Genomic DNA, 22,675 nt, shown 5'->3' with positions numbered 1-22,675 from the left:
GCTATTCATAAATATCAGGTAGATAACCGCAAAGAGCCCCCACCACCACATCTCGTTTGCTACGCAAACTTCGTGCGGCCCCCCTCCCCGGCACGCCGGGGAGGTATAATTATTACCCCGCGTTAAACTGCAATTCGGCCAAACGCGCATAGAGCCCGCCGCGGGCCACAAGCTCATCATGGCTGCCGATTTCAACCACCTTGCCGCCATCCATAACCACGATCCGGTCGGCTTTGAGCACGGTCGCTAAGCGGTGCGCGATCACCAGCGTGGTACGTGTCGTCATGGCCTCATTGAGGGCTGCCTGCACCAGCCGCTCATTCTCGGCATCGAGCGCGCTGGTCGCCTCATCCAGCAGCAGGATCGGCGCATCACGTACCAGAGCCCGCGCAATCGACAGGCGCTGTTTTTGACCGCCGGACAACGATTTGGCGCGCTCACCCAGGGGCTGATTGAACCCTTCGGGCAGGGCGTCGATAAAGGTCAGGGCCTGCGCCCTGGACGCGGCGGCCCGGATATCGTCGTCGGTCGCGGCTGCATTGCCAAAGCGGATATTGTCGGCGGCCGAGCCGGAAAACAGCGACGCATCCTGCGCCACCAGCGACAGGCGCTCACGCACCGCCTTGGGGTCGGCTTGTGCGATATCGACGCCGTCCATGAAAATATGGCCGCTGACCGGCTCATAATAGCGCAGCAACAGCTTAAAGACCGTCGATTTACCGGCCCCCGATGGCCCCACCAGCGCCACGGTTTCCCCCGGCCTGACCTCCAGGGAAAAGCCATCCAGCACCGGCAGATCGGGCCGCGACGGATAGCCAAAGACGATATTATCAAACCGGACATGGCCCATTGGCGGCACCGGCAAAGCGAGCGGATGAGCGGGGGCCTTGATGCCCGGTTCGGCACTCAAAAGCTCATCGATCCGGCTCATGGCCCCGGCGGCTTTTTGCACGTCCCCCCAGGTTTCCGACAACGACCCAACCGACCCCGCCACCAGCACCGACAGGATCACGAACTGGATCAACGCGCCTTCGGTCATATCGCCGTCCATGACCGCATTGGCCCCCAGCCACAACACAAACGCCACCCCGCCAAAGACGAGCGAGATCACCAGCGCCGTCATGATCGCCCGCGCCCGCATCCGTTGTTGGGAGGTCGCATAGGCTTCATCGACCGCCCCGGAAAATTTGGTCTTGGCAAAGGCTTCGCGCACAAAGGCCTGCACGGTTTCCAGTGCATCAAGGGTTTCTGCGGCAAAGCCTACGGCCTGCGCGAAACTGTCCTGAGATTTGCGCGTCAATCGCCCGACACTGCGCCCAAAGGTGAAAAGCGGCACCAGCACGAACGGGAAAATCAGCAGCACCAGGCCGGTCAGTTTGGGGCTGACGAACATCAACAGCGTCAACCCGCCGATGAAACTCAAAGCGTTCCTGAGCGCGATCGAAATGGCCGAGGATACCAATGTGTCAATGATCTGAAGATCGGTCGTGAGGCGCGACACCACCTCACCGGTACGGATTTTCAGGAAGAAGCCGGGATCGAGCCCAAGGATATGCCCGAACACATCCTGACGCAGATTAGCGACGACCCGCTCTCCCAGCTTGGTGATATAATAGTACCGCAGCGCTGTGGATATGGCCAGCATGATCGCCACTCCTGCCAGCACCAGAAACCAGCGGTTCAGCTCCGCCGCATTGTCCGAGCCAAAGCCGTTGTCGATCAGCAGCCGTGACGCACCGGTGAGCCCCAAAGTGGCGGCTGACGATAGCAGCAGAAACAACACCGCAAACCCGGCATCGACTTTTTGCCGCAACAGGTAGGGCACCAGCCGTTTCAAGGGGCTAAGGTCCCGGGTTTTGGCCCGGCCATTGGCGGCTTGCGACAATTGCGAGACCAGTTCGCTGCCCGATCCGGGGCGGTCAGTTATGGCGGTGTCGGGGGACGGAGATGAGCTAGCTTGCATGACGGCGCTGTTTACAGAGGAATGGCTTGCACCGCAACGGCTCATGATGTAATGACCCCGATCTGGATTTCGGCGCAAGGATGGTCCTTGGGCTGCTTAACCCTTTTTGCGCGTCCGCGAACATGCTGGCCGGACGTATCAAGGAACCTAAAATGAAAAAAGATGGTCACCCCGATTATCACTGGATCACCGTCACCCTGACGGATGGCTCGACCTATCAGACGCGCTCCACCTACGGCAAAGAAGGCGCAGTTCTGAACCTCGACATCGATCCGCGCACTCACCCAGCCTGGACCGGCGGCGCCAACACCCTGCTTGACCGCGCCGGCCGCGTGTCGCGCTTCAACAACAAGTTCGGCGGCTTCCTCAAGAAGTAGGCGGGGACGCCCCGCTGCGTAAACTTTGGTTCTTTAAATCCGGCTCAGGGCAACTTGAGCCGGATTTTTTGTGTCTATTCCCTCTCCCCGTCCGCGGGGAGAGGGTTAGGGTGAGGGGCACTTTTATAAGTCGGAGAACAAACATAAAAAGTCAGTGATAAACCTTAACCCGGCATTCCCCTCAAAACCGGATTCACATGTCTGGAAAATTCGCTAAGGTGCCCCTCACCCCGCCCTCTCCCCGCACGCGGGGAGAGGGAGATATATGCACACACCCTATGACGGTTCATCGAAGCTGTTCCAGATCGGCCTGAAGCCGCTAAATCTGCACGACTGGATTGATGCCGACGCGCATCTGCTGGCCTATCTCGATGCCAAGGATCAGGTCATGAACCGGGTGCCGCATGAGGTCTTTGTGGCTGAGGCAGGCACGGAAGATGCACAAACTGAGGTTCTGCATCTGCTGGCCGATCATTTGCCGCAAAGGTTTCCGCAGATTTATCACCGTCTGGGGCCGCAGATTGATATTGTGCCTGCCTTTCGGCGCGTGCGGATGGATGCACCGTTTTTGCCGCCGCTGCTGCTTGCGGCAGGTCTGGTTCAGGAAGATCTGGTGCTGATGCGCAAAGGTGCCGATGGTTGGCGACTGACAGCGGGGTGCGTCTGTTTTGCGTCATCATGGAGTCTGCCCGAAAAGTTCGGTCAGGCGCTCGATGCTATTCACGCGCCGGTACCAGGGTTTTCAGGCGGCACCCGCAACTCGACGATCATGAGCCGGATTTTCGATAACCTTACGCCCGATCAGCCGGTCGTGCGCTGGAACTGGTCGATCTACAGCAATGACGAATTGCACCATCCGCACCTGTCGCCGCCGCGTCGGTTCGATGACGGCATGTATCTGCGGCTGGAGCGCCAGACCCTGCGTAAGCTGCCGGTGAGCGGCGATATCCTGTTCACCATCCGCATCTATATCGACCCACTGGAGGCGCTCACCCGCCGCGATGATGGTGCCAGCCTTGCCCGCGCCATAGCTACGCAGATCATGGCCCTATCGCCGGAAGAACTGGACTATAAGGGCTTGACGGTGGAGAAGGACAGGTTGTTGCAGCGGCTGTCGGAGATTATGTAGGCCCCCACCACCACATCTCATCGCTGCGCGATTTCGTGCGGTCCCCCTCCCCGGCACGCCAGGGAGGTATAAGAAACGCAGCACTTGCTTACTTAATTCCACTGGCCGGAAAATCGTGAGATTTGAGGCGAGTAGCAGGAAGCTAGCGACGCGGGTATGTTTGATACCCGCAAGCGACGCTGACGCCCTAATCGACCAAAGACCGCGATTTTCCCCGCGATTTTCCTAGGCGGCGAGTTGTTCTTTGACCCGCTCCGCCAGCGTTTTTATGTCGAGCGGCTTGGGCAAGAACGAAATATTGGCCTCATTATCCAGCAGGTCCGAGAACTCCGCCTCAGCATAGCCGGAGATAAACATCACCGGCACATTCCCAAGCAGTGGCCGCGCGCGCTTAAGCATGGACGGCCCGTCAAGGCCCGGCATGATCACGTCCGAGATCAGCAGGTCGAACCGGCCATTTTCGGCCTCAATGATCTCCAGCGCCTCTTCGCCGTCAGCGGCCTCCAGCACCTCATAGCCGCGTTGGCGCAGCAGACGCGCCGCGATGCCGCGCACGATGTCTTCGTCCTCGACAAACAGGATGCGGCCCGCGCCGGACATGTCCTTGGGCGTGACCTTGGCCACCACCGGCGGGGCGACCGGCGCAGATTCGGGCACGGCGACCTCGATCTTAACCGGCAGGAAGATGCGAAAGATTGCCCCGTGGTTGGGCTCAGGGGCAACGACCGAAGTGATGGTGATATGGCCGTCGGCCTGATTGACGATACCGTAAACGGTGGCAAGGCCAAGGCCTGTGCCTTCGCCTTGCGGCTTGGTGGTAAAGAACGGCTCGAACACCTTGGCCATGATGTCAGGCGGGATGCCGGGGCCATTATCGGACACTTCGATCAGGGCGGCCCCCTGTTCTGGGGCTTCCGCCCAGCCGAGTGCGGCGGCCTCACCTTGAGTCAAAACCGCGGTTTTGATGCGCACCTTGCCGCCGCCGGAGGCATGGACGGCATCGCGGGCATTGACCACTAGGTTCATGACCGCCATTTCCATCTGGCTCTTGTCGGCATGGATATTGGGCAGGTCCCGACCGTAGTCGGTCTCAAGCTTGACGTCTTCGCGCATCAGGCGGCGCAGGAAGACCTCGAACTCAGAGACCAGTTCACCGATATTGAGGGTGACCCGCTTGACGGTCTTTTTACGGGCAAAGGCCAGCAGTTTAGAGACCAGATCCTCAGCGCGGGTGCCGATCTGGCGGATCTCTTTCAGGCCATCATAGGACGGATCGCCAAGCGGATGGTTATAGAGCAACTCATCAATGCGCAGTTTCAGGCCGGTCAGGAGGTTATTCAGGTCGTGAGCCACACCGCCAGCGAATTGCCCGATCGCCTGCATCTTCTGCACCTGAGCGAGGCTTTGCTCCAGTTCCTTTTGTTCAGAGACATCAAACAGATAGACCATGAAACCGGTCGCATCTTCGGAGATCAGCATCTGCACCGGAAGATCAGGATTGGCCGCCAAATGAATATCAAAGCGCCCGCTCTTGCCGCTAATGAGGCGGCTTTCAGTCTCGGCGCGCGACGACGGCGTCAAAAGGTCACCGAAACCGCGCCCGGTCAGATCATCGGCTGAGGCTTTCAACAGTCTGGCAAAGGCCGCATTGACGCCGACCACCGTAGCCATCATCAGGTTGTCGCCGCTGAGCAAGGCCTTGCCGAAGGGTGCCCCGCGTGCAAACGAATCAAACGCCCCGTTACCGGCGTCATGACCGGCTTCGACAGCATCTGGCGCATCGTTTAAAAAGGTTTCGCTGGACAGGTCACCCTGCGCAGGTGCGGCATAGATGGCCAGGTCGGGAACCACCACCGGCACGGCGCGCACCAGCACCTGATCGTCCGTCAGGCGCGCAGCAGTTACGTCAAAATCATCGTCACCAATACGCACCGTAGCGCGGCCCAGCCCCTTGGCGCGGGCGTCTTTCATGGCCACGAACATGGCTGGGGCGGCGGCTCCTTGCGGCAGACGCCGATCAGATCCGCCAATGGCCCGCCAGCCCTTATTGGCGGCCAGCACGCGCCCATCAAGGGCAGCGACGGCGGCGGCCTCCGTCAGGGCCTCGACCAGATGGGCCGCACTCAAACCGGTGCCTGACGCCTCGTCATCGCCGAAAAATGCAAATAAACCCATGCCGATCACTCCTGCTATCGCCACCAATACCGCCGCCAGCACTATGCCAAAGGGCAATGTGCCTGACACCATCCAGAACGCGGCGGAGGCCGTCAGCACCACCACGCCTACCCAGGCCATTGTCCACAGGCTGCCCCGTTCCGTGACCCGCGACGTTAGCACCTTAAGATCAAAGGCGGGCGCGGGCGTTACGGCAGGGTTTGAGGTTGCGGACACTTAGGTCTCCCTTAAGGGACGTGATGCGAGCGGCATCGCAGGGGCGATACTTGCGAATCACAAAGCCATGATAGCGAATTTCAACTCATCTGGCCCGTCAAGATTGAACGAAGTGTTTATGGGCAGGGAACTATGGATAATTTTAGTTTAATAATGCGCTCAGGTGCCGCGAGGCTCGTCGCATAAGCTATGGCGGCTAAACGACTTAACTCGGCACCCTTGCCAAACCTGAAGGTTTGGAAACAGAGCTTAAGTCCATTCAGAAACATCATGAGGTGTCGCCAGACGGCGTAGCTTCTGAGGCTTTTGGCTATAGTCAAACTGATCAAATTCAATGCGAAATTCCTGCGCTACCGCGCCTCGCATTTCCTTCGGCGCGAGTAGAAAACTATGACTTGACCGGTCATTTTCCTGCGTAAATTCATCGTACCAAATCTCGGTAGGCCGCTGCGTCAAGGCCAGTTGAAGAACTGGCAGGTTCAAAATCCTTGCGCCGGAATACACGAACTCAGTGCGCCAATACCCCACCTGTAGGTCACCCGTCAGAAGCAAAAGCTTCAATTCCTTACTATCCGGATTGTAAATAACGCGGTCGATATAGGCGTCATTCAGACTAATAGACGTTGCAAACTGCCATACTGAACTCGCCTGACCAAAGCTTTCAAGCGAACGGTTGTAGGATTGAATCACTTCGTCCCAATCCAGATCGCTGTCACCGGTTGCCAATTCAAAGGTAAAGTATTTCACATATACTCCTTAGAAACCGCGCTTCTTACGCGCCATAACGAAGCCGATCAGCTTGGCCACCGCCACAAAGTGTTCTTCGGGGATGATCTCATCCAGATCGACCGCCGCATAGAGCGCGCGCGCCAGCGGCGGGTCTTCGACGATCATGATATCATGCTTGGCCGCCTCTTCCCGGATGCGCAGGGCGACCGCGTCAACGCCCTTAGCCACGCACATGGGGGCGGGCGTGTCTTCGGCATCATAGCGTAAAGCCACAGCGTAGTGGGTCGGGTTGGTCACGACCACAGTGGCTGTCATGACATTGGCCATCATGCGCTGACGGCCCTTTTCCATGCGGATCTGACGCAGGCGGGCCTTAACGTGCGGGTCGCCTTCGGCCTGTTTATATTCATCTTTCTGTTCGGTGCGCGACATCTTCATCTTTTGCGCAAAGCGGAACTTTTGCCACAGGAAATCAAGCCCCGCGCCGACAAACAAAAAGATACAGACCGCCATAGTCATGACGATCAGGGCATCGCGCACATAGGGAAAAATCAGCACCGGCGACCCGCCGGCCAGCATCGGAATATCCATCAGACGGGGCTTAAGCACCACCCAGCATATCCAGCCGGTGACCAACACCTTGACGAAGGTCTTCAGAAACTGCACCAGGGCATCAATGCCAAACAGCCGGTTAAGCCCCTTGATCGGGTCCAGCTTTTCAAAGCTCGGCTTTAAGCTTTCGGTCGAAAACAGAAGGCCGGTTTGCAGCAGGTTGCCCGCGACCCCCAGCACGAACGCCCCGGCCATCACCAGCGCCACGACCGGCAGGACCATCAGGATAATATGGCGGGCAATCTCAACCCCACCGCCATTATCGAGGTTTCTGACCAGGGCGTGTGGCATGGCCACAAACGGCAACAGACTCTCAATCAGGCTGCGGCAGATCGATTCGCCGTACATGGCAATGATCGCGCAGGTGCCGATCAGAGCGAACACCTGCGGCAGGTCCGGGGTCTTGGCAACCTCACCCCGTTTTCGCGCGTCGTCCAGTTTCTTGGCCGAGGCTTCTTCTGTTTTATCTTCGTCATTACCCTCGGCCATGGCTTAGCCACGCCTGATGAAGGTGGCCAAAAAGTCGCGGTAATGCTCAAGGAACACAGTCCCTGACACCCCCAGACCTATGGCAAAGACGCTCAACCCCAACAGCACGCTAAGCGGCGATGAGGCAAAGAAAATCGGAAACTGCGGCATGATGCGCCCGACAAAGCCGGTGGCGATGTTAAAGATCAGGCTAAAGGCAATGACGGGGGCGGAAATTTGAATCGCCACCATAAAGGTCTGCGAGACGGTGCGGATCATCAGGGTGACCGCATCCCCGATCATCAGGGCCTTACCCGGCGTGAAAATCTGATAGGAATCAACAATCCCTTCGATGAACAGGTGGTGCAGGCCGGTGGCATAGATCAGCACCAGCCCCAGCAGCGCCAGAAAGGTCGCAAGGCTTGTGCCCGGCTGGGCCTGCATCGGGTTGGCGGTCTGGGAAAACGACAGGGTCGTGCTTAACGACAGGATTTCCCCGGCTATAGCCAGAGCGGCGATAAATACCCGGATTAGCGAGCCCATCATCAGTCCGATCAGCATTTCTAAGATAATCAGACCGCCGGCTTCACCGACGCTGGCCGGCAAGGGCGGTATCTGCGGCCCCAGAATCGGCAGCATCATCAGGGAAAACATCAGCGAAAACCCAAGCCGCATCCGCGGCGGCACCGCCTGATCGCCCAGTCCTGGCAGCAGCATGACCACCGCCCCGATGCGCAGGAAAATCAGCCCCGCCGCCCACACCTGCTGCGACGGGCCGAAAAACGACACGACTTCGGTCGCGGTCTGCACATCAGCGGGGGTGAGAGGTAAAGCCATCACATACCGGCAATACGGGCCGCAATCTCACGCATGAAGGTCGACAACAGGCTGCCCATAAACGGTAGAACCAAAAGCAGGGTTGCGAAGATGGCGATAATCTTAGGGGCATAGATCAGGGTGGCTTCCTGAATCTGGGTCAAGGCCTGAAACAGACCGATGACCACACCGACGACGAGGCCGACCAGCAACACCGGCGCACAGAGCTGAATCGTCAGCCAGATCGCATCGCGGCCTACATCCAAAACTTCGCCACCGGTCATGAAACGCTCATCCTAAATCTTAATATATACCCGTGGGCCGGCATAAGATGCCGGGTCACCGGGCAGAAAATGCACCCCGGAGGGTTAATTTCACATTAAAGGTTAGCGCGATTCTCAAAGCCTACGCGACGAAAAACCTGAAGCTTGTATTTGCGATTCAGATCAGCTTATTCGGGAGTTTGGCCTTGGTGATTAGTAGCCTTATCTATGCCAGGTTCTGCGCCATGAGCCTCAAGATATTAGCTTCTAAAATTACAGCGTCAGCGCAGGTGATTGACAGCCAAAACAAATCTCAGGTTAATGTAATGGAACAGAATTTGCGCAGTGCGGGGTGCGGACAATGGGCTATTTATCAAGCAAGATTATCAAAAGCCTCTTTGCGGCAACTCTCATTTTTCTACCCTTGCAAGGCTGCAGCGAAGGGATTGAAGACCCGTCTATAACCACGCATCTTTGCGCACAGAATAAAGAAGGGATATACCAGTTAAAGGAGGAACTTAAGCTTATAGCTTCTGACGAGAACATGAAATTTCAAGATTACAGCGAAGACGTGCGGCGCGATTTGAAAATTATAGACTCTAAATATGCAAAGCGCGCCGACGGCTCGCCTCCGGTACATTTTGAGGTACACGGAAAAAACGAGTTAGGCCTTACTGCCAGCAATATTAGCCTTCCGGGCTATCAGATAGCGATAGGTTTCGCAGGGGGTAAAAACCACACTGAAACTGAACAATTTGCTGATAAGATGATCACTCGCTTAGAAAAACAATGGCCCGTTGAACGTCTCCCTGACGGAACAGGCGCCACGCCTAAACCGGGATGCAGGTAATACCATCATTAGCCCCCACCACCACATCTCATGGCCTGTGGCCATTCGTGCGGTCCCCGGCACGCCGGGGCAGGTATAAGTGAAGCGCCATCTTAATTCCATCGACCCAAAAATCGTCAGCCTTGAGGCAGATAATAGCCGGCTAGCGACGCGGGTATACTGAATACCCGCTAGCGACGACTGCGTATTAGATGCCCAAGGATAACGATTTTTAAATCGGCATCCGCATGATTTCTTGATACGCCGCTATCACTTGGTCTCTGACGGCTATGACTGTCTCTAATGACGCCTCGGCGCTCGAAATGGCGGTGACCGCATCAATCAGTTCGGTCTTGCCCTGCGCCTGCAAAGCGATCTGGTTTTCGGCATTGGCGGTCGAGGCATAGGTCTGCTGCACGGTGTTTTGCAACAGGCTTGAGAACTTGGAGCCGATATCCGGCGTGCCGCCCGTTTCTTCACCGCCGGAGATTTTATTGAACTGACTTTGGGCCGCACCATAGGCCTTGGCCGCGAGGATCGGGTTCATCTATCTACCCTATCTCTTTAAGATATCGATCGTGCGCTGCTGCATGGCGCGCGCGGTATCGATGACGTTAAGGTTGGCTTCATAGGCACGCTGGGCTTCGCGCATGTCCATGGTTTCAATCAGCGAATTGACGTTGGGGCGTTTGACATAGCCTTTGGCATCAGCCGCCGGATGAGACGGGTCATATTCCACGCTAAAATCGCTCATGTCCGGCTTGACCTGCGCCAGTCTCACGCCGGTTGTGCCGTCGATGGGGGCGGCCTGAAACACCGGCACCTGACGGCGGTACGGATCGCCGCCGGGGGTTTTGGCGGTCGATTGGGCATTGGCAATGTTTTCCGCGATGATGCGCATCCGCGCCTGCTGGGCCTTAAGGGCAGAAGCCGCCGCGACCATAGCCGAGTTCTGAACCAGGTTTTCACCGCGCTGAGATTTGATCGTAGGCATGGGCTATTCCTTATCTCGGTCTGGTTGACGCAAGCCGCAGCATGGCCAGCGATTTCTGATAAAAGCCGATGGCCGCATCGTACTGCATCCGGCTTTCGGCCATTTTGAGCATCTGCTCCTCAACCACCACCGAATTGCCATCCAGCGTCGTTTCTGAATCCGGCGCTACCACAGCCTTGGCCGCATTGGCCAGTCCGCCCGCCGGCGCAATGTGCCCCGCGCGCGTGGCAGCCATCTTAAGCTCTCCCGACGCCTGCCCCTTCATGGCGGCGGCAAAATCCTGCGGCCGCAGATCGCGCGGCTTGAAACCGGGCGTCGAGGCATTGGCGACGTTCTGGGCCACCACTTTCTGGCGCTGCCCCAGCCAGCCCATCTGGGTTTTCAGGGCTGAAAAGATGCCGATCTTATTCAGATCCATTGAGGCTGTACCTTTACAAAGATTAACCACCTGACGCCGACTCATCCTATAGGACAAGACAGCTAAGCAAATTATGCCCAGTTTTTGGTTAACAACGCCTTTACGATAACCGCTTGTTAACCCCAGCCGGGCATGGCTAATCGTGTGTGGGTTTGGGAGCGTCTATGGATCTTGTCGGCGTGCTGAGGGCGGTGTTTGCGCTGATGACAGTGTTGGGCCTTATTCTAGGTCTGGCCTTCATACTGCGCCGCTATGCGCCGCAACTGATGGCGCGCCTGACGGCCCCGCGCGGGCAAAAGCGGATGCAAGTCGTCGAAACCCTTGTGCTCGATCCGGCGCGACGTTTGGTGCTGGTGCGGCTGGACGACGAAGAACGCCTGCTGCTGCTGGGCGAAGGCAAGGAACTGATCGAACCGCGCCAGTTGCCAAAACCCAAGCCGAAATTACCGCCTGAGCCAACAACCGCCGCAAGGCCCGCTCTGCGCACCCGCCCCCTGTCGGATAAGGATCTGTAATGGCCAAATCCGTCACGCCATCCATAGCGTGTAAACCTAAAAAACCGCTGCCGACATGGGCCACCTACGGGTTGTTGCTGGCGGGATTCATCATAGGCTTTGCGATGATGATCATGCCGACCCAGGTACTGGCGCAATCGATCAATCTCGACCTCGGCACCGGCGGGGGCTTAAGCTCGCGCATCGTGCAGATGATCGGTCTGCTGACCGTGTTGTCCTTGGCGCCATCGATCGTGGTCATGACGACGTCGTTTATTCGTATTGTAGTAGTGCTGTCGCTGCTGCGGACAGCCCTTGGTCTGCAACAAAGCCCGCCCAATGCGGTGATCATTTCCCTGTCACTGTTCCTGTCGGCCATCGTCATGGCCCCGACCTATCAGGAAGCCTATCAGGCCGGTATTCGTCCGCTGATGGATCAGGAAATGGAACTCCCCCAAGCCTTTGATGCCGCGTCCGAACCCGCCAAACGCTTTATGCTGTCTCAGGTCGATGAAAAGGATCTGGCCCTGTTTGTGCGCCTGTCCAAGGTGGAGCGTCCGCAGGAAGCCATCGATCTGCCGATCACCGTCATCACCCCGGCCTTTATGATCTCAGAGCTGAAAAAGGCGTTTGAAATCGGCTTTTTGCTGTTTGTGCCGTTTCTGGTGATCGATCTGGTGGTCGCGTCGGTGCTGATGAGTATGGGTATGATGATGCTGCCGCCGGTCGTGGTGTCTCTGCCGTTCAAGCTGATTTTCTTTGTGCTGGTCGATGGCTGGAATCTAGTCGCCGGCTCACTGGTCGAAAGTTTTCAAAAGGGCACGGGGACGGGTTAAAACACATCCGCCGCATTGGTGCCTTTGGTGCTTAAAACCTGATAAGCCGCCGCCGTGGCCCCGTAGAACAGCGCATAGCCAATACCGGACAACAGGCCGCTGATGACGATCTGAACGCCGTAGATACCGCCGAACAGCGCCGAAAGCGACGACATATCCGGCTGCATAAATTGCTGAGCAGCTTCGGAAAATCCAATGCCCATAGCCAGCGCCACGCCAAACAAAACCCCGAACACCACGGCGGCGATCATGATCACCACAATGGTCAGCAGGACATAGCCGCCCAACAGCGTCCAGCCGCTCCCTTTGGTCAGTTTGAAGCTGCCCAATAGATTGATTTTACGCTCATCAAAACTTTGCACCAGCGCCAGCGACCAGCGGCTGAGGATATAGATAAACGCAACCACAGCCGCGATGGCGACAATAAAGATCAGGATACCGCCCAGAACGCCACTGGCCCGCGTTACCAAACTGGCAAGCACTAACGGGATCATAGCGGCAACCAAAAACAACAGGTAGAACAGGAAAAACGCCAGATACCACAGGATGGTCGCAACAATCTGACGCAGTTCGTGGCTACCCAACTGCATATAGCCAAAGCCCTTCGCGGAGGGCTGCAACACGGTGCGGTAGACGGCGCACTGAATGACGGCTGAGACCACCAGACCGATAAGCCCCGCCAGCAGGGCCGACGGCAGCACCGCCGCCAATTGCCCGAAGACGGCGGTGGGGTCTGAGGGCGGTGACTGTTCATAGCTTTGCAAAGCCGCCAGCGATGTCCCGCCGGTCAGAACCATAAGCACCGTCGCGGCCAGACTAACCACCGTATAGACGACGCCCCACAGCAGCACTGCCACCGGGTTTTTCTTGATAATCTCAAAGCCCGCAAAGGCAAAATCGATCGACAGTTTCATGGCATCCCTCCCGCAATTGGACTGAAACGGTATCCTATGGCGACTTCCAAGACAAGCACAGGTAAAGTCAAGCTCAGGCCAAAAGGTTCACTCAGCCACCTTGCGTTTCAGCAATGCGTTTAGCCGCGCGCGCCATACGCCCGCCCCTTCGGTGACGGTCGCAGGCATGCGCCGTTCGACAAACCAGCTCAGACGCGACCAGACAAAGGCAAAGCCCGCCAGCAGCACCGCCCCCACGAGAATGGTCGAAAACAGAAACTCAATCGGAAGGCTTTCATTGACAATCAAAAACGGGTTCACCGCTGCGGGCGGATGAAACACCTTTAGCCGAAGCGTTACAAACACCGCCAGCCCGACACCCACGGCAGCGACCCACGGCGACGATCCGAACAGCCACAGCAACCCATATCCGACCAGCGCACACACCACATGGCCTCCGATCAGAGCACGCGGTTGAGCGGCCTCAACCTTCGGCAAGCCCATGACCAGTGCAATGGAGGTAATGAAAGGGATTTGCCAGTACGGCGTGTGCGACATATGGGCGGCAAATTCCAGACCGCTGACCGCGATGAGACTGCCCACACCGGCTAAAACTGCTGCCATGATCGTATTATTCCCAGACCCGGATTTAGTTTAAGCCCGAAACCTAAGCTATTGGCAACGGCCATCCCTAAAAAAGGAGAAGAGCTTGCGCCCTTCCCCCTTTGGCTTGCTACGGTTGCCCGTGTCTATTCGGCGTTTTTCAGGTTGATAAACGGCGTGGCCGATCCGGTAACCTGCGGCAGCTTGCCGTCCCACTTTTCAATGGCGCGTAATTGCACGACACCGGGGCTGGCGGCGATAGACTGGGCGATCAGCCGGTTAGCCTCGGCCTGACCGCGGGCTTCTTCGATCTTGGCATCGGCCTGGGCCTTGGACACCGCCACTTGTGCGGTCGCGGCAGAGGCATCGGCATCAGCCTTAGTCTTGGCCTGAATGGAATCGAGGATCACCTGCGGATAGCGGATGGTGCCGATCCAGTCGAGTTGGCTGACGTTGACGCCTTGCGGCTCCCATTTGCGGTTGACGCGGGCCAGGGCCTTTTGGATCACCTGCTGACGGCCGCCGCGGTACAGGAACTCCACGCTGACCAGTTCGGTTTCAGCCGCGATGGCTGAACGGACATCGTTACGGATCGGGCCTTCGAACATCTGATCGAAGCTCAGGCGATAGCGGGTATAGAGCGCTGGCGCCTTAGCCGGGTCGATACGCATGACAAGTTGTACGTCCGCTGTCATCGGCAGGGCATTATTATCCGAGAACGCGACTTCTTCGTTTTCCGGCCCGCGTTCATCAGACTCACGCGTGTAGGTGTAGGTGCGCTGAATGACCGGAAACTCGGCTATGCGCTCGCCCGGCAGGTTGATGTGCCAGCCCGATCTCAGCGGCACCGGATCAACCCCCGCACTTGGCCCAAGGGTGCGAATTTTCACCCCGACATTGCCCGGTTGAATGGTCTGCCCGCATGAGGCCAGCCCCATCAGAGCCAGCACCGCCGCCGCCCCGATCAGGACGATATTCATATTGACCTTGCGCGGTCCACCCGCACCGGAACCGGAGCCCCCTTTAGACATATTGAACACATTCATACCGATCTCTCCCTGAAAAACAGGCTGTGAGTCTAAAGTGATCTGATGCAAAGTGTAAGCGGTTTTCGGTCTCTATCTCGCGTCAGAGCCCGTCCGATATGTGCAAAGATTACGCTTTGGGCGCAGCCGGGGCCTGATTTGCCGCCGTTCTCTGGCTGCCTGCGCCCGGCAGAGGCGTCGCCGCCTTATCGCGCAGACGCTTTTTCATGCCCGCCACCCAGCCGGTAAAACTGTCGGCCTTGGACGCCGCCACGGCAAAATCCTGCGCGTTTATGGGGCCATTGTCCATGCCGGCCAGCGCCACATGGACGGCTTCGGGGGATTGCGCGCCCTCCGCAAACTTACCGAAACGGTCGGCCAGACGGCTTAAGGATCGCTGATCCGACATCAGGCTATAGGCGACACCGGCCCGGATCAGGCGCGACTCGTCATCAAGGCTTAAGGCGCCGTCCCGCTTCCAGCGATCCCCAAGCCGCTTTTCCAGTATAGCCCCGGCCTTGGCCCAGTCCTTATCGCGCCAGGCGATATCGGCACGAATATCCATAGCGTCGCCGGAATTATCAGGCCCCAGCACCTCCAGCGCGTGTTCGGTGCGCCCAAGTTCCGTAAGCGCCCGCGCCTCCAGGATGCGCCGCTCAGCCATCACGGGCTTCGGCAGCAAGGATGTCCGCGTCTTCCACAGGGCCTGAAGCGCTTTTTCCGGCTGACGGTTCATCAACTGAATGGCCGCGACATCCGACGCCACCGACGCCTTGGCCACGCCTTGAAGGCGGTTATCGATCTGATATTGCAGCAGATCCGCCGCCTGATCGAGCAGGTCAACATCCATCAACCGCCGCGCCAGTCTGCGCACCATCTCATCGCCGTCCGCCCCGATCGGCGTCAAATCGCGGAAATCATAGAACAGCCCCAAGGCCTCAACCGGCTGCAGGCCATCGGCCTGACCGTCCAGAAACAGCCCGCGAAACGCCGTATTGAGCTTGGCCTGAATCGGCAGAGCATCCGGCCTCCCCGCAAACTGCTGACCGCTCGATTTCAGCGTCTCCAGTGCCTGCCGGTAGCGGCCCTGCCCCAGATAGATGTCGCCAATGGTCGACAGCAGTTCCAGTTCGGCATCGTCGCCGCGCCAGCGATACCTCAGCCCATTGAGCTTATCCAAAGTGTCGTCGGACTTTGAGCGCCCCAGCGCCAGATTAAGCCGCGCCGCCCGCATCTGAGCCGGCATCGCAATCCGCCCGACCGGCGCGCGCGCAATGGCGTCATACATTTTCAAGGCGCGGTTTTTATCGCCCAGACCTTCGAAAATCTGCGCCTGTACCAGTTGCGCCTCAAGCGTCTCCAGCGGCGGTGCGTTCTGTGACACCGCATAGGTGATGATATCCTTAGCCGCCGTCAGGTCGTTGGTCTGATAGGCGGCATAGGCATTGGCAGCGGCAAAGCGCGTGCGCCAGGTCGCCGGAAAGACATCCAAAGCCCCGGCACCGTCTTTGAAGCTCTGGCGGGCCTCCGCGAAATGGCCTTCCTGCACCGCCACATAGCCGCGCCACAGGTCAGCCGCCGGATCGCTGGTCAGGGCGGTGGAATCGAGATCAACACGGGCATCGCGGTAGCGTCCGGCCATAATCTTGGCCATGACGCGCAGGCCCCGGAACTGCGGATCACCCAGCACGGCAGGCGTCTGCTTACCCAGCAAATCCAGTACGCCAATGGCTTCAAAATTAAGACCCTGCCCGATCAGGAAGCGCGCCAGACTAAGCCGCGCGCCGGTCGTGGCGCCGATGCCCTTATCGGCTTCATCGGCGGCCTGCTGCTGAAGCTGGTTGTAGCGCGACAAAAAGCCTGACATCGGCCCGCCCGTCGGCAGCTTCGACCAGTTTTCCTCATCCATCAGGGACGGGAACGCCGCTGCCTTATATTCCAGCGTCTTTATGGTTTCATCCTCAGCCCGCGCCCACTGGGCCGGTGCTGACAAAGACAACCCCTTGGGGCGGCTGATGGTGACGATATCGCCTGACACATCAACCGTGACATCCGGCGACATGCGCTCAACCACCAAGCCCTGCGCCGTCGTGCCAAGTGCGGCCTGTGGCGTGGTGCGCTCCGACATCAGCCGCTTGACCGGCCCGCGCGCCGTGATCACCGCCATGCGATCGCCGATGGCCGGATCGCGTATCCACGCCACCCGTCCGGCCCCGGCCATATTAACCGCCAGAGCCGACGCACCCGTGGTATCGTCACGCGCCACACTGACCTCACTGACCTGTTCAGTATTGATTGACCGCCCGCCGACGCGCACCCGCCAGGTGCCGTTTTCAACACTGGCCGTCACCGCCCCCGCCGGTGCCGTCAGACGCAAAGCCGTAAAGCCGTCATTGCGCGCAAAGGCGGCGGCGGTGATAAGTTTGCCGTCGCGTAAGGTCGCGGGCAGTTTCAGCTCAGCGTCCTTATCGAACACGATCCATACCGACTCGCCGCGCCGGAATACCGACGCCCCGACCGGGGCCGTGAACGGGAAACTCAGATCTACCCCGCCGTCAATGGCTGCGGCCTGAACCTGAACCGTCTCATCGGCGGTGGGCGCAACCCCGACCTTGCGTTCTAATTCCTGCAGCGTAATGGACGCCTCGCCCCGCGTGGGCAGAACTTGCGATTTCGGCAGATCGATCTGCACGAACACCGCCCCGTCTGCGCGTCCGAAATGGCTTTCGACACCGTCTTTCAGGGTGATCAGCAGTTCTGTAGCGCGGCTGTCCTGACGCAGGCTAACCGACCTGACCCCTTCGGGCGGGTTGGCACTGAGGTCGCCAATGTCGGGCCGCAAATTACCGGGTAAGCGCACCACCACCTGACCATTATCACGCCGCACCGACGCACGCGATCCGGTCGAGCCATAGATTTCAATCCGCCCGGCGCTGTCGTTGCGGCCGACACGGATATCGATCTGGGCTTTTGAAGCCATAGCGCTGGCGATACCGGCCTTGACGGCGGGCGTGGCCAGCGCAATCGAGGTCACCCCAAACCCAGACAGGAACACCACCGCCGCCGTCGTTTTGAGCGCCGCGCGCAAGGATACGACCGGCGCTTTCACGCCGGTGTCATCGCGGTCATCGTCTTTGGCGCTGGCCTCAAAAGGCGACGCCGACAACAGGAAGCGGGTCATGGTAGTCAACACGCGCTAAGGGTTACTTTCTGGCCTGAGTTTGACTTGGTTGGGTTTGCGGCGGGGTGGCCGGTTTAGCGGCCATCTGGTTAAGTTTAGATTGAATGTCTTCGCTTTGTTTCATGCGCATGGCCAGTTTTTCGGTCAGTTCCTTGGCCCCATTCGGGGTCATCTGGGCCAGTACGGCGGCCAGACTGCGCTCCTTCATCTTGGCCGCGATCGGCAGGCGGACATCATCGCGCATGGTTTCCAGCACACGCGCCGCATCCTTGGGCTTCATGGCTTCATAGACCTTGATCATGCGGGCAGTGTCGTCGTCCGCGCCCTTATTGGCCTGATCGAGCAGGGCCTGAATTTGGCCTTTGAGGGCTTCCATCTGCTTGATGCGGCCATCAAGCTTGGCATCCGCGGCCTGAATGAGGGCTTCCTGTGAGGCGACCTGCTTTTCGCGCGCATCCAGTTGGGTACGGCGGGCGCCCAGCGATTGCAGCACCTGAAGCTCAGACGGCGACATACCGGCTTGCTTGGCCAGATCATTGATCGAGGTGGCACAGACCGGTGCCGGGGCGACGGTGGCCGCCGGTGTGGCCATATCCATCACGCTCATGGCATTAGGGGCCTCAGCCGTTGCCGTTGCCGCGTCCGCACCTTTTGCCTCGGCGGTTTTAGCCTCAGGCGTTTTGGCCGCAGGTTTGGTTGGTTTTTTCTCCGCCGGGGCCGCCTCTTCGGCAAAGGCCACGCGCGCCGATTTCAGCATGTCCGGCAGGGAATCGACAGACGATACCGCCTTCATGGCCAGAACGCCGCCAATGGCGACGAACACGAGCGGCAGGAAACGGGGCAGATTAGCCATGGCTACTCAAATCTCACTATTCAAATCTTTGGTCAAAGCGGCGACGGCGGCGGGCGGGAAGGTCTAAGGGCGGCTCAGACGGCGTATCAAACAGATCGTCATCACGGTTTTTCGCGTCGGGTTTGGGGACTTCAAAGGATCGCAGCATGTCGTTGAGCGACGCCAGTACATTTTCGGATATGTGCGGCACCCCCTCGTCATCCGAGGGCCGGGTCAGCTTCGGCTTTGCAGAGGTCTTCGGTTCCTCTTTAAACGGCCCCTCTTTAAACGGAGAGGGCCGCTCGGCGCGCAAAGCCCCGAAGCGGCGATTATCGGCAGGTTTGGTGACGGATTGATCCGGCACCTGAGCGGGCGGCGGTTCCGGCTCAGGCTTGATCGCCACCAGGGGCACGCTACTCAGCCGCGCTGACTGAGCGTCAGACTTAAGCGCTTTCGCGCTCTCGACATGATGGCCAATATCGCGTTCGGCCTTTTCGGCGCGGGCGATCTGGCTCTCAAGCTTCGCCAGCAGGTCACGCGCCACCAGAATCCGACCATGCAGCAGTTCCTGCGACTCATCCGTGCCACTGTGCAGTTCGCGCAGCGCCGAATGGGCCTTGATCGCCGCCTGATCGAGGTCGGCCACGGCGCGGGCAAAACTGTCATGGGCCGCCCGCAACCCCTTGAGGCGCTTGTCCAGACGCACGCCGAACATCAGCGCCGCAATCAGCAGCGCCATCAGTACGACATCCATGACAATGCCCGCATAGGACATGGGTTAAGGCCCCCTACTTCTTTTTGGTTTGCGTCAGGCGACGCTTGGTGGACACCGTCAGCGGTGCCTCGACCCGCACGGCGATGCTGTGGCCCTTACGCCCCATATAGCCATGGGTCAGCGGAATGGTGCCGCAGCGTAACTGCACCGGCGATTCGGCGTTCGCGTTCAACATAAGGGTTTCGCCGACCTTGAGGTTCAGCACCTTGCTGAGCGGCACCTGCTGTTCATCCAGAACGGCGCGCACCTCCATCTGGGTGGTCCAAAGCTCAGTCGCCAGGTGGCTTTCCCAGATGTTGTCGCGACCGAACTTTTCGCCCATGAACTGCTGCAGCAGCATCTTACGGATCGGTTCCAGCGTGGCATAGGGCAGCAGCAGTTCAACCCGCCCGCCGCGGTCTTCCATATCGATGCGCAACTTGACAAGGATGGCCGCATTAGCCGGACGCGCAATGGCCGCAAAGCGCGGATTGGTCTCAAGGCGGTCAAGGTTGAAACTGACCGGAGTCAGGGGCTCAAACGCCGCCTTAGCATCGGCCAGAATGACCTCAACCATCCGCTGCACCAGCACGCGCTCAATGGTGGTATAGGGCCGGCCTTCGATACGCAGCGCTGCCGTACCGCGCCGCCCGCCCAGCAACACATCGACGATCGAATAGATCAGGTTGGAATCAACCGTCAGCAGACCGTAATTATCAAGCTCTTCGGCCCGGAATACCGCCAGAATCGCGGGCAACGGGATCGAGTTGAGATAATCCCCAAACCGGATCGAGGAGATATTATCGAGCGAGACTTCGACGTTATCAGAGGTGAAGTTACGCAAAGAGGTCGTCATCAACCGCACCAGACGGTCAAAGACGATCTCCAACATCGGCAGGCGCTCATAGGACACCATGGCCGAGTTGATAATGGCCCGGATGCCGGAGCGTTCGTTATAGTCTTCGTCGGACAGATCAAAGCCCAGCAGGCTGTCGATTTCGTCCTGATTAAGGATGCGTTCGGCCCCTGCGGGCACATTCATCCGGTCGCCGCCACCGCTGCCACCGCCGACCATGGCTTCCCATTCGGCCGCCAGATCGTTGCCATTGCCGCCACCACCGCCACCACCCGTCGCGGCTTCCGCCTCGGCGGCCAGTTCGGCCTCCCATTGGGCCATCATGGCTTCCTGATCGACTTCGCCCGTCATTTAGCGCATCCAAAAAAATGTGACGCGGTTTTCGGGCCAAAAATCAATGAATTGCGATGCGCGCAAAGCTTATACATCATGTGATCAGCATTTCTTCGATCAGTACGGCATTGACCTTGTGGGGCGCCATAACCAGATTGACCCGGCGCAGGATTTCCAAGCGCAACTGATAATTGCCCTGCGACCCGGCCATGTCTTCCGGGCGCAACTCGCGCAGGAAGGATTGAAGGACATCCTGAATCCGCGGCATGTTGGGCCCCAGAGCCTCAACCGTTTCATGATCGGCCACTTCAAAGGTCAGCTTAAGCTTAAGGTAGGAGGCCCGCCCACCCGCCGACTGAATATTCGAAATCAGCGGCGGCAGGGTATAATAGGTAACACCGTTCGGCCCTTCGGTGATCACCGGCTGCTTTGACGGATCGACCTCAGCCTCAGCGCCGCCTCCGTGACCACCTTTTTCTTCTTTTTTCTTGCCGTGGCCGTCGTCTTTTTTGGCGTCTTTCTTGTCTTCCTTGCCGTGACCCTCTTCGGCCTTACCATGCTCACCGGCCTCAGCCGCAGGCTTGGGGGCCAGTAGAAGGAAATAGGCCGCAGCCCCGCCACCACCGAGCAGCAAAACACCGGCCGCAATCGCAATAATCAGTATCGGCGGGCCTTTTTTCTTGGGCACACCTTCGCCATCCGCCGCAGCTTCGCCATCAACCGGCGGCGCGTCTGCGTCTTTTGGTTTTTTATCCTTACCCTTGGCCATACTTGCCTTAAATCCCAATCCGACCCGCACACAAAACACTCATCAAGGGGCGGTTGCGGATTGATTAACAAACCTTACCTTAACCCTCGTAAACCGATCATGACCAAACATGGTTAACGATCCGTTTGGATGACGGCCCTACGCACGGCATTTTTTGCCGCACATACACCCGTTTGCGACCATGACCAGATTCGCGATACGAATCCACAACCCTTCGCAAACACATGTATTTTAAGGGTTTCGCGAAAATCCACGCCCGTTAACCATCTTTGGCACAGCGATTGCACACGGATAAGAAACCGCCGTGGATTTATGGTTAACGGTTTATTACTTAGTTGGTCAGAGGAGCGTCATACATGGATAATGCGAGCTACATCGCCCTGTCCCGTCAACTGACGCTGCGGCGTGAACTGGACATCACGGCCAACAACATCGCCAACATGAACACCAATGGCTATAAGTTCGAGCAATTACTGGTCGAAACTGAGCCCGGTCGTCCGGCCTTTAACGACCCGATCCGCAGCCCCGCCAATTTCGCCTATGATAAGGGCGTGGGCCGCGACTTTTCCCAAGGCACCTTTACTCAGACCGGGTCACCCTATGACATGGCGCTGGACGGTGAGAACACCTTCTTTGCGATTAACGGTGCCGACGGCCCGCTCTATACCCGCAACGGGGCCTTTACCGTGAACCCGCAAGGGATTCTGGTGACGCAAAACGGCCTGTCGGTGCAGGGCGAAGGCGGGGCGGAAATCCGCCTTGATCCGCAATATGGTGAGCCGTCGATTTCGGCTGACGGCATTGTCTCCCAGCGCACGCCCGATGGGGCCCTGCGGGTAGGTAAGATTGGCGTCGTGCGCATCGCGACCTTAAGCGATCTCGAAAAAGCCGGTGACACCAGCTACCGCCTGGGTAACCCGCAGGCCGCCACCCCCATCACTGAATCTGTGGTGCGTCAGGGCATGCTGGAATCGTCCAACGTCAATTCGGTGATGGAAATCACCAAACTGGTCGAAATCAACCGCACATACGCCTCACTGGCGCGTCTTATCGATCAAAATCAGGAACTTAACCGCAGCGCCGTCGAGCGCTTAGGAAAGGTAGCATAAT

The 22,675-nt window shown here is 58.5% G+C and carries 23 protein-coding genes; 6 read left to right on the top strand and 17 right to left on the bottom strand.

Features of this window, described 5'->3' with window-relative positions; all coding sequences use genetic code 11:
* Positions 1-112: 112 nt before the first annotated feature.
* Positions 113-1,963 carry an ABC transporter transmembrane domain-containing protein gene (locus IE102_RS09845; protein ID WP_189486320.1) on the bottom strand — a complete coding sequence of 617 codons (1,851 nt, stop codon included), beginning with the start codon at positions 1,961-1,963 and terminating at the stop codon, positions 113-115.
* Between the two features lie 152 nt (positions 1,964-2,115).
* Between IE102_RS09845 and rpmE the strand changes: the two genes are divergently transcribed.
* Complete coding sequence (gene rpmE / locus IE102_RS09840; RefSeq protein ID WP_189486319.1) at positions 2,116-2,340, top strand: 50S ribosomal protein L31; 225 nt, start codon at positions 2,116-2,118, stop codon at positions 2,338-2,340.
* 265 nt (positions 2,341-2,605) lie between these two features.
* Positions 2,606-3,469, top strand: a complete 864-nt coding sequence (locus tag IE102_RS09835) for a heme-dependent oxidative N-demethylase family protein (protein WP_189486318.1) — start codon at positions 2,606-2,608, stop codon at positions 3,467-3,469.
* Between the two features lie 225 nt (positions 3,470-3,694).
* Here IE102_RS09835 and cckA read toward each other — a convergent pair whose 3' ends face one another.
* The 5 genes from cckA to fliQ form a co-directional block, all read right to left on the bottom strand.
* Entirely contained in the window at positions 3,695-5,860 is a 2,166-nt protein-coding gene (cckA, locus tag IE102_RS09830; RefSeq protein ID WP_229807683.1) for a cell cycle histidine kinase CckA, read from the bottom strand.
* Positions 5,861-6,109: 249 nt separating this feature from the next.
* On the bottom strand, positions 6,110-6,607 hold the full coding sequence (locus IE102_RS09825) for a hypothetical protein (RefSeq protein ID WP_189486317.1): 498 nt from the start codon (positions 6,605-6,607) through the stop codon (positions 6,110-6,112).
* A gap of 9 nt (positions 6,608-6,616) precedes the next feature.
* Complete coding sequence (gene flhB, locus IE102_RS09820; protein ID WP_189486316.1) at positions 6,617-7,690, bottom strand: flagellar biosynthesis protein FlhB; 1,074 nt, start codon at positions 7,688-7,690, stop codon at positions 6,617-6,619.
* 3 nt (positions 7,691-7,693) lie between these two features.
* A complete protein-coding gene (gene fliR / locus IE102_RS09815; protein WP_189486315.1) occupies positions 7,694-8,506 on the bottom strand; it encodes a flagellar biosynthetic protein FliR in 813 nt (270 codons plus the stop codon).
* Positions 8,506-8,769: a flagellar biosynthesis protein FliQ gene (fliQ, locus tag IE102_RS09810; protein ID WP_189486314.1), complete on the bottom strand. Its 264-nt coding sequence runs from the start codon at positions 8,767-8,769 to the stop codon at positions 8,506-8,508. The genes fliR and fliQ overlap by 1 nt, the downstream gene beginning before the upstream one ends.
* 340 nt (positions 8,770-9,109) lie before the next feature.
* On the opposite strand from fliQ, the gene IE102_RS09805 reads away from it, so the two are divergent.
* Entirely contained in the window at positions 9,110-9,598 is a 489-nt protein-coding gene (locus tag IE102_RS09805; protein ID WP_189486313.1) for a hypothetical protein, read from the top strand.
* A gap of 211 nt (positions 9,599-9,809) precedes the next feature.
* Here the strand turns inward: IE102_RS09805 and fliE are convergent, their stop codons facing one another.
* From fliE to flgB, 3 genes are read right to left on the bottom strand one after another with little or no spacing between them, the layout of a single operon-like run.
* Positions 9,810-10,124 (bottom strand): flagellar hook-basal body complex protein FliE, encoded by a 315-nt coding sequence (gene fliE / locus IE102_RS09800; protein WP_189486312.1) that lies wholly within the window; start codon positions 10,122-10,124, stop codon positions 9,810-9,812.
* A 9-nt stretch (positions 10,125-10,133) separates the two neighbouring features.
* On the bottom strand, positions 10,134-10,571 hold the full coding sequence (gene flgC, locus IE102_RS09795) for a flagellar basal body rod protein FlgC (protein WP_229807682.1): 438 nt from the start codon (positions 10,569-10,571) through the stop codon (positions 10,134-10,136).
* 10 nt (positions 10,572-10,581) lie between these two features.
* Positions 10,582-10,989 (bottom strand): flagellar basal body rod protein FlgB, encoded by a 408-nt coding sequence (flgB, locus tag IE102_RS09790; protein WP_189486311.1) that lies wholly within the window; start codon positions 10,987-10,989, stop codon positions 10,582-10,584.
* A 164-nt stretch (positions 10,990-11,153) separates the two neighbouring features.
* Between flgB and IE102_RS09785 the strand changes: the two genes are divergently transcribed.
* Complete coding sequence (locus IE102_RS09785) at positions 11,154-11,504, top strand: flagellar biosynthetic protein FliO (protein ID WP_189486310.1); 351 nt, start codon at positions 11,154-11,156, stop codon at positions 11,502-11,504.
* Positions 11,505-11,551: 47 nt separating this feature from the next.
* A complete protein-coding gene (fliP, locus tag IE102_RS09780; RefSeq protein ID WP_373295604.1) occupies positions 11,552-12,319 on the top strand; it encodes a flagellar type III secretion system pore protein FliP in 768 nt (255 codons plus the stop codon).
* Here the strand turns inward: fliP and IE102_RS09775 are convergent.
* The 8 genes from IE102_RS09775 to IE102_RS09740 all read right to left on the bottom strand — a co-directional run bounded on the left by IE102_RS09775 (position 12,316) and on the right by IE102_RS09740 (position 21,565).
* On the bottom strand, positions 12,316-13,233 hold the full coding sequence (locus tag IE102_RS09775; RefSeq protein WP_189486309.1) for a hypothetical protein: 918 nt from the start codon (positions 13,231-13,233) through the stop codon (positions 12,316-12,318). The genes fliP and IE102_RS09775 overlap by 4 nt on opposite strands.
* Before the next feature lie 87 nt (positions 13,234-13,320).
* Positions 13,321-13,836 (bottom strand): HPP family protein, encoded by a 516-nt coding sequence (locus tag IE102_RS09770; RefSeq protein WP_189486308.1) that lies wholly within the window; start codon positions 13,834-13,836, stop codon positions 13,321-13,323.
* A 125-nt stretch (positions 13,837-13,961) separates the two neighbouring features.
* Positions 13,962-14,861 carry an SPFH domain-containing protein gene (locus IE102_RS09765; RefSeq protein ID WP_229807681.1) on the bottom strand — a complete coding sequence of 300 codons (900 nt, stop codon included), beginning with the start codon at positions 14,859-14,861 and terminating at the stop codon, positions 13,962-13,964.
* Positions 14,862-14,970: 109 nt separating this feature from the next.
* Positions 14,971-18,021: a tetratricopeptide repeat protein gene (locus IE102_RS09760; protein WP_189486307.1), complete on the bottom strand. Its 3,051-nt coding sequence runs from the start codon at positions 18,019-18,021 to the stop codon at positions 14,971-14,973.
* 22 nt (positions 18,022-18,043) lie between these two features.
* On the bottom strand, positions 18,044-18,874 hold the full coding sequence (locus tag IE102_RS09755) for a MotE family protein (protein ID WP_189486306.1): 831 nt from the start codon (positions 18,872-18,874) through the stop codon (positions 18,044-18,046).
* A gap of 16 nt (positions 18,875-18,890) precedes the next feature.
* The gene (locus tag IE102_RS09750) at positions 18,891-19,628 is read right to left on the bottom strand and encodes a DUF6468 domain-containing protein (RefSeq protein ID WP_189486305.1); all 738 of its coding nucleotides are present in this window, start codon (positions 19,626-19,628) and stop codon (positions 18,891-18,893) included.
* 13 nt (positions 19,629-19,641) lie between these two features.
* Positions 19,642-20,814 carry a flagellar motor switch protein FliM gene (gene fliM / locus IE102_RS09745; RefSeq protein WP_189486304.1) on the bottom strand — a complete coding sequence of 391 codons (1,173 nt, stop codon included), beginning with the start codon at positions 20,812-20,814 and terminating at the stop codon, positions 19,642-19,644.
* A gap of 76 nt (positions 20,815-20,890) precedes the next feature.
* Positions 20,891-21,565, bottom strand: a complete 675-nt coding sequence (locus IE102_RS09740) for a flagellar basal body-associated FliL family protein (protein WP_189486303.1) — start codon at positions 21,563-21,565, stop codon at positions 20,891-20,893.
* A gap of 356 nt (positions 21,566-21,921) precedes the next feature.
* Here IE102_RS09740 and flgF point away from each other — a divergent pair, with 356 nt between their 5' ends.
* A complete protein-coding gene (gene flgF / locus IE102_RS09735; RefSeq protein WP_189486302.1) occupies positions 21,922-22,674 on the top strand; it encodes a flagellar basal-body rod protein FlgF in 753 nt (250 codons plus the stop codon).
* Position 22,675 lies beyond the last annotated feature (1 nt).

The sequence above is a fragment of the Asticcacaulis endophyticus genome, assembly GCF_014652575.1.
GTDB classification, from domain to species: Bacteria; Pseudomonadota; Alphaproteobacteria; order Caulobacterales; family Caulobacteraceae; genus Asticcacaulis; species Asticcacaulis endophyticus.
Note: the sequence above shows the minus strand (reverse complement) of the source record. Positions and strands in the feature narration are given on the sequence as shown.